Annotated in this window: 5 protein-coding genes; 3 read left to right on the top strand and 2 right to left on the bottom strand. The window is 60.4% G+C overall.

Going from position 1 to position 7,198, the window contains the following annotated elements:
* Nucleotides 1-76 precede the first annotated feature (76 nt).
* Nucleotides 77-1,114 carry a LacI family DNA-binding transcriptional regulator gene (locus tag PMI37_RS27220; RefSeq protein ID WP_008087339.1) on the bottom strand — a complete coding sequence of 346 codons (1,038 nt, stop codon included), beginning with the start codon at nt 1,112-1,114 and terminating at the stop codon, nt 77-79.
* Between the two features lie 205 nt (nt 1,115-1,319).
* Here PMI37_RS27220 and PMI37_RS27215 point away from each other — a divergent pair, with 205 nt between their 5' ends.
* The 3 genes from PMI37_RS27215 to mgrA all read left to right on the top strand — a co-directional run bounded on the left by PMI37_RS27215 (nt 1,320) and on the right by mgrA (nt 6,096).
* The gene (locus tag PMI37_RS27215) at nt 1,320-3,545 is read left to right on the top strand and encodes a TonB-dependent receptor (protein ID WP_008087337.1); all 2,226 of its coding nucleotides are present in this window, start codon (nt 1,320-1,322) and stop codon (nt 3,543-3,545) included.
* Nucleotide 3,546: 1 nt separating this feature from the next.
* On the top strand, nt 3,547-4,866 hold the full coding sequence (locus PMI37_RS27210) for an LLM class flavin-dependent oxidoreductase (RefSeq protein ID WP_008087335.1): 1,320 nt from the start codon (nt 3,547-3,549) through the stop codon (nt 4,864-4,866).
* A 192-nt stretch (nt 4,867-5,058) separates the two neighbouring features.
* Nucleotides 5,059-6,096 (top strand): L-glyceraldehyde 3-phosphate reductase, encoded by a 1,038-nt coding sequence (gene mgrA, locus PMI37_RS27205; protein ID WP_008087334.1) that lies wholly within the window; start codon nt 5,059-5,061, stop codon nt 6,094-6,096.
* 162 nt (nt 6,097-6,258) lie between these two features.
* Here mgrA and tauD read toward each other — a convergent pair whose 3' ends face one another.
* A complete protein-coding gene (gene tauD / locus PMI37_RS27200) occupies nt 6,259-7,101 on the bottom strand; it encodes a taurine dioxygenase (protein ID WP_008087332.1) in 843 nt (280 codons plus the stop codon).
* Nucleotides 7,102-7,198 lie beyond the last annotated feature (97 nt).

Here is a 7,198-nt window from a genome sequence, read left to right as displayed (position 1 = left end):
CAGGCTGCGATCTTTTGACTTGTTTTTAAAGATCAAAAGATCGCAGCCTGCGGCAGCTCCTACTGAGATGTCCGTTTCAGGTGCTTTCGCGTTCGATGACTTGGCACTGCAGCAGATTCAGCCGCTGCACTTCATCGCTCGGCAATACCCCAAGGCTTTCCAGCACGCGTGTCGCCGCCAGCACACCTATCTCCAGCGCCGGTGGTTTGATGGTGCTCAGGCTGGGCAGGAGCATCTCGGCGAAGGGGTAGTCGCCGAAGCCGAGAACGGCGCAGTCTTCGGGGATTTTCGTACCGGCGCGTTGCCCGGCGAGCAGGCCGCCGGCGGCGAGGTTGTCGTTGGCGAAGATGATTGCGTCCGGGCGCGGTGAGGTGTTCATCAAGGCGTCCATCGCCTGCTTGCCGGCCTCGAATGGTGCGCGGTCAGCGTCAGGGGCGAACACCCACGGCTCCAGGCCGGACTCTCGCAAGGTCGCCGCGTAACCGTCGCGGCGCTCCAGGGCGCTGAAGTCTCCCGTTGCGCTGTTCTGCACGAACGCAATGCGTCGATAGCCTTTTCCCAGCAGATACTTCGCCGCCGTCACGCCCACCTGGAAATGCGAAAAACCGATCTGCATCGGCTCGCGATCCGGTTGGTAATCCCAGGTTTCAATCACCGGAATATCCGCCTCGGCGATCATTTTTTCCGTACCCGCGCTGTGAAAATGGCTGGTCAGCACCAGAGCTGCCGGCGACCATCCGAGAAACGCGCGCACGGCGTTTTCTTCCTGCTCGGTGCTGAAGTAACTCGACGCCAGCAACAGCTGATAACCATAGCGGCTGAGCGTATCGCTGAAGCCCTGAATGGTATTGGCGAAGATCGGCCCGGAAATGTTCGGAATGACCATGCCGACGATTTTTCCCCGCGCCGAGGCCAGCCCGCCGGCTACCAGATTCGGTACATAACCCAACTCTGCTACCACCGCCGCAATCCGCTCGCGACGCTCGGGCGAAACCTGTTCGGGCTGATTGAAATACCGCGACACGGTGATCGCGGACACTCCGGCCTCGCGCGCCACGGCATTCAGGGTCACGCGTCCGGCGCCACGGCGTTTGCGCGGTTTTTCTTCGCTCATGGTTCGATCCTTGTTAGAAACCAAATCGCATATAAAACTAATTTTTCAGTATTGGACGGTCTATGCGCGGATGGCCAATATTGTGATGTTAGCGCTAACAAAGCGCGTTGTCTGCTACTCGCTCGAGCGAATGCCCAAGACACCGATTCAGGCGCTGTCGTCGCAGAACGGCAGCGGATCAGGGCCAATTTCGAGCGGGCAGAATATGCACAACATTCCTGGGGCGACACACAAACTGGCGCAGTCGATTCGCGCCGCTGGCTGGTTACTGACGGGGCTGGCGGCGCTGCCGTTGCCCAATGCATTCGCTGCTGACAGCAGCGATCAGGAGCCGACGCTGAAGTCGGTCACCGTCACCGCGACCCGCCGCGAAGAGTCACTGCAAAAAGTGCCGGTCGCGGTTTCGGTGATCGACGGCGAGCAGCTCGAACGCGATAACCGCAACGGCGTGGCAAGTATCGTTCAGCAAGTGCCGTCGCTGAATTTCCGCACTGGCGCGTCGAACAAAGACACCTCGTTGTTTGTGCGCGGCGTCGGCACGATTTCCACCTCGCCGGGCGTTGAGCCAACCGTGGCGACGGTGATCGATGGCGTGGTGTATGCGCGTCCGGGACAGGCAACCATGGATCTGCTCGATCTTGAGCGCGTCGAGGTTTTACGTGGCCCGCAAGGCACGCTGTTCGGCAAGAACGCCTCGGCTGGCGTGCTCAACATCACCAGCAAGGCACCCACCGCCGAGACCCACGGCTACATCGATCAGTCATACTACAGCGGCAACGAAAGCCGCACCCGATTCGGCCTCGGCGGCAGCCTGATTCCGGACACCTTGAAAGGCTCGATCAGCACGCTGTTCGGCACCTACGACGGCAACGTCGACAACCAACATAACGGTCAGGAGGTCAACGGCTACAACCATCGCGGCGTGCGCGGCAAACTCGAATTCACGCCGAATGACGACGTCACTTTCACCCTGATTGCCGACTACATGCAGTCCCACGACGACGGCCCCAATGGCGTGGTCAGCAAGTCGCTGACCCCGGCCTTCGCCAGCGCGCTGAGCCCGGCGTATGCCTCCAGCCACAACCGCGACATCAACACCGACACTCGCTCTCACGTTGAAGACATCAACAAAGGTTTGTCCGGCCAGCTCGACTGGCAACTGGGCGATTACACCCTGACGTCGATCACCGCGTGGCGTGGCTGGGACAACACCCAATATCAGGACGGCGACCGTCTCGGCACGGTGACCGCAGCGTTTCCCGGCACGGCGGACAAGGGCGATCTGGCCTTCGATCAATACTCACAAGAGCTGCGTCTGGCTTCACCGAAAGGCGAATTTCTTGAATACGTCGGCGGCCTGTTCTACATGCACGGCAAGGACGAAGAGACCTATCAGCGCACGCTGACAACCACCACGCGCACCGACCGTGGCGTTGCCAACTACGGCACCACCAGTGACAGTTATGCGGTGTTTGGCGAGAGTACGCTGAACTTCACGTCCGACTTTCGCGGCATCGCCGGCCTGCGCTACACCCACGATGATCTTGAATACGATCACCGCCGCGTGTCGACGTCGGCCACCACCGTCAGCGGTATCCAACCGGCGACCAGCAGCTCAGGTTCTGTCGATGAAGATGGCTGGTCCGGCCGCCTCGGTGTGCAGTACGACTTGAGCGATGCAGTCACCACTTACCTGACCTATTCGCGCGGCTACAAAGGCCCGGCCTACAACGTGTTTTTCAACATGCAGCCGCGCGACACCGAAGCCCTCAAACCGGAGACTTCGAATACCTGGGAGGCGGGCATCAAAGCCACGTCCTGGAACAACCGCCTGACCACCAACCTCGCGGTGTTCCACAGCGAGTACGACAACTACCAGGCGAACTTCTTCGATACCGTCGCCGGGCAGGTGGTGACGCGTCTGATCAACGCCGGCAGCGTCAGCACCGAAGGCGTCGAACTCGATTACGCCCTGCAAGCGACCCAGCAACTGAAACTGTCCGGCGCACTGGCCTACACCCGCGCACGAATCGACGAATTCGCCTGCCCGGCGGGCGCGGCGGCGTCGTGCAACGTCAACGGCAAACCGCTGCCATTCAGCCCGGACTGGAAAAGCTACGTACGCGCCGACTACACGATCCCGCTGGATAACGGCCTGGATATCGAACTGGGCACCGACTACAGCTGGCAGAGCGAAGTGCAGTACGACATCAGCCAGAACGTCGACACCAAACAGGGCGCTTACGGTATCTGGAACGCCAGCGTCGCTCTGGCCGATTACAGCAATGGCTGGCGTGTTGCGTTGCTCGGCAAAAACCTCACCGACAAGTCTTACTCGCCGGTGCTCGCCAGCGGTGGCAACTACATCTACCGCGCCGTGCCACGGGATGACGAGCGCTACTTTGGCGTGCAACTGCGCAAGGATTTCTGAGATGAGCAGACAGTTGAAACTCGGTGCATTTCTTATGGCCACCGGGCACCACGTGGCGGCGTGGCGTCATCCGGATGTGCCGGCGAATGCAGGTCTGGATTTCGCCCATTACAAACGGCTGGCGCAGATTGCCGAGGCGGCGAAATTCGATGCGTTGTTTGTCGCTGACAGCGTTGCCGCGCCGACTCAGGACATCGCCAGTCGCATGGCGCGCTCTGATCACTTTGAGCCGCTGACATTGCTCTCGGCGCTGAGTGCGGTGACCGAGCACATCGGCCTGATTGCGACGGCGACTACCAGTTACAACGAGCCGTATCACGTGGCGCGCAAATTCGCCTCACTTGATCACTTATCGGGTGGCCGAGCGGGGTGGAATCTGGTGACCTCGGACAATGCTGCCGAAGCGCTGAATTTTGGTCGTGATGAGCATATCGGTCATGCCGAACGATATAGCCGTGCGCGCGAATTTCATCAGGTGGTCACCGGGCTTTGGGACAGCTGGGAGGACGATGCGTTTGTGCGCGACCAGGCGAGCGGGGCGTATTACGACCCTGCGAAGTTGCATGTGCTGGATCATGTCGGCGAGCACTTCCGGGTCAAAGGCCCACTGAACGTTGCGCGCTCGCCGCAGGGGCAACCGGTGATCGTGCAGGCGGGATCCTCCGAAACCGGACGCGAGTTGGCGGCGCAAACGGCTGAGGTGGTGTTTACCGCGCAGACGTCCCTGGCCAACGCTCAGGCGTTTTACGCCGACCTCAAGGGACGTCTGCCCAAGTACGGTCGCAGCGCAGATTCGTTGAAAATCATGCCCGGGGTTTTTGTTGTGGTCGGCGGTACCGAAGCCGAGGCGCAGGAAAAATGTGAAACGTTTCAGCAATTAGTCGAACCCGAGGTTGGCGTGGCTTTACTTGGGCGTATGCTGGGCAACTTCGATTTGTCGAAGTACCCGCTGGACGGGCCGTTGCCCGAATTGCCACTGACCGAAAGCGGCCAGCAGAGTCGGCAGAAATTGCTCACTGAGCTGGCGGGTCGGGAGAGCCTCAGCCTCGCCGAGTTGGGCCGCAAGATTGCTGGCGGGCGCGGGCATTACAGCCTGGTCGGTACGCCTGAGCAGATTGCTGATCGTTTGCAGGAATGGTTTGAACAGGGCGCGGCGGACGGCTTCAACGTGCTGGTGCCGCACCTGCCGGGCGGGCTCGAAGACTTCGCCAACGGCGTGGTCCCGGAACTGCAACGGCGTGGGTTGTTCAGAACGGAATACGAGGGCCGGACGTTACGCCAGAACCTTGGCCTGGCCCGACCTGTAAACCGTTTCGCATGATTGGTAGGGCTTTTGTGGTAGGGGATTTATCCCCGACGGGTGGCGGAGCCGCCCCAAGACCTGAAACCTCGGTCAACCTGATGTACCGAGTGCGCTGGTTTTACGACTGCTTCGCAGCCGATCGGGGATAAATCCCCTCGCCACAAAGGTGTTCGGTTTCTGATGACTAAAAGACAGACAAGAGAGGATTCGATGACTTACACCGCTGCCGAAAATCGCTATGACTCCATCCCTTACCGCCGCGTCGGCCGCAGCGGTCTGGTGCTGCCGGCGCTGTCGCTGGGCCTGTGGCACAACTTCGGTGACAGCACGCCGATCGACACCCAGCGCTCCCTGCTGCGCACCGCGTTCGACCTGGGTATCAACCACTTCGACCTGGCCAACAACTACGGCCCGCCGTACGGCAGCGCCGAGATCAATTTCGGTCGTCTGCTGCGTGAAGACTTCAAGCAATACCGCGACGAACTGATCATCTCCAGCAAGGCCGGTTGGGACATGTGGCCCGGCCCTTACGGTCAGGGCGGCGGCTCGCGCAAATACGTGCTGGCCAGCCTCGACCAGAGCCTGCAACGCCTCGGTCTCGACTATGTAGATATCTTCTATTCGCACCGCTTCGACCCGGACACCCCACTGGAAGAAACCGCCAGCGCCCTCGCCACTGCCGTGCAGCAGGGCAAGGCGTTGTACATCGGGATCTCGTCGTATTCCGGCGTGAAAACCCGTGAGATCGCTGCGCTGCTCAAAGAGTGGAAAGTGCCGCTGCTGATTCACCAACCGGCGTACAACCTGCTCAATCGCTGGGTGGAAAAGGATCTGCTCGATACCACCGATGAACTCGGTACTGGCGTGATCGCGTTCACCCCGTTGGCGCAAGGTCTGCTCACCGACAAATACCTCAACGGCGTGCCGGCGGATGCGCGGGTCAATCGTCCGGGCGGTGGTTCGTTGCAGGCTTCGCACTTGTCCGAGGCCAACATCGCTCATGTGCGGGCTTTGAACGAGATCGCCAAGCGTCGCGGTCAGAGTCTGGCGCAACTGGCGTTGGCGTGGACGTTGCGTGATCCGCGAGTGACCTCGGCGCTGATCGGCGCTAGCCGGCCGGAGCAGATTATCGAGAACGTCGGGGCGTTGAAGAATTTGAGCTTTAGCGCGGAAGAGCTGGCGGAGATTGACCGGTTTGCCCAGGAGGGCGGGATCAATCTGTGGGAGAAGCCTTCGACGGCTGAATAAGTGACTGGCGCCGATTTTCCCGGCGCCTGCTCTGACGCTTTCGCGGGCAAGCCCGCTCCCACAGGTTTCTGCTTCGAACACAAAATGGTGTTCCAACAATGAACCCTGTGGGAGCGGGCTTGCCCGCGAAGGGGCCGGTTCAAGCACCAAAAAACTCAGGGCTTATTTAAAAAACGGCACATCCCCCAACACCGTCGCCCGCTGCATCACCCGCCGCGCCGGGCGGTAGTCATCCACCGCGTAATGCTGCGTCACGCGGTTGTCCCAGAACGCAATATCGTCCTGCTGCCAGCGCCAGCGAATGGTGAATTCCGGACGTGTCGCATGGGCGAACAGGAACTTCAGAATCGCCTCGCTCTCGGTTTCCGACAGCTCATTGATCTTCGACGTGAAGCCTTCGTTGACGAACAGCGAGCGCCGCCCACTGACCGGATGCGTGCGAATCACCGGGTGTGACAGCGGTGGATTCTTGCGCCGTGCTTCTTCCCACTGCGCCAATGCTTCTGGCGTGTTGCCGTAACGTTCCAGCGGAAACGAGCGCGTGAAGTCGTGAGTCGCAGTCAGGCCTTCAAGCAAACCTTTCAGCGGCGCTGACAGCACTTCATACGCAGCAATCCCGCTGGCCCACAACGTGTCGCCGCCAAACTCCGGCAGCAACTTGGCGCTGAGCACCGCGCCCATCGCCGGCGTCGGCAGGAAGGTCACGTCGGTGTGCCAGATCGCGTTGTCGCGCACGTCGGTGACGGCGGTGTCGAGGATCAACACTTCCGGCTGTTCCGGCACGTTCGGGTAGATCGGGTGAATGTGCAGGTCACCGAAGTACGCCGCAAAGCGCGCCTGTTGCGAAGGTTCGATTGGTTGGTTGCGGAAGAACAAAACCTGGTATTTGAGCAGCGCCTGCTCGATCGCGTCGCGGTGTTCCAGGCTCAGTGGCTGGCTGATGTCGACGCCGCTGATCTGTGCGCCGAGGGCCGAGCTTAATGGGGTGATGGTGAGGCTGCTCATGGTCTTTCTCTTCAATTGCGGATAACCACCTCCCTGTAGGAGCTGCCGCAGGCTGCGATCTTTTGATCTTGATCTTTTTAAAAACAAGATCAAAAGA

This window comes from Pseudomonas sp. GM80 (assembly GCF_000282515.1).
GTDB lineage: Bacteria > Pseudomonadota > Gammaproteobacteria > Pseudomonadales > Pseudomonadaceae > Aquipseudomonas.
Note: the sequence above shows the minus strand (reverse complement) of the source record. Positions and strands in the feature narration are given on the sequence as shown.

What these genes read in the sequence shown, in the direction of transcription:
- PMI37_RS27220 (WP_008087339.1), bottom strand. Translation starts at nt 1,114, where the DNA reads ATGAGCGAAGAAAAACCGCGCAAACGCCGTGGCGCCGGACGCGTGACC.
- PMI37_RS27215 (WP_008087337.1), top strand. Translation starts at nt 1,320, where the DNA reads ATGCACAACATTCCTGGGGCGACACACAAACTGGCGCAGTCGATTCGC.
- PMI37_RS27210 (WP_008087335.1), top strand. Translation starts at nt 3,547, where the DNA reads ATGAGCAGACAGTTGAAACTCGGTGCATTTCTTATGGCCACCGGGCAC.
- mgrA (WP_008087334.1), top strand. Translation starts at nt 5,059, where the DNA reads ATGACTTACACCGCTGCCGAAAATCGCTATGACTCCATCCCTTACCGC.
- tauD (WP_008087332.1), bottom strand. Translation starts at nt 7,101, where the DNA reads ATGAGCAGCCTCACCATCACCCCATTAAGCTCGGCCCTCGGCGCACAG.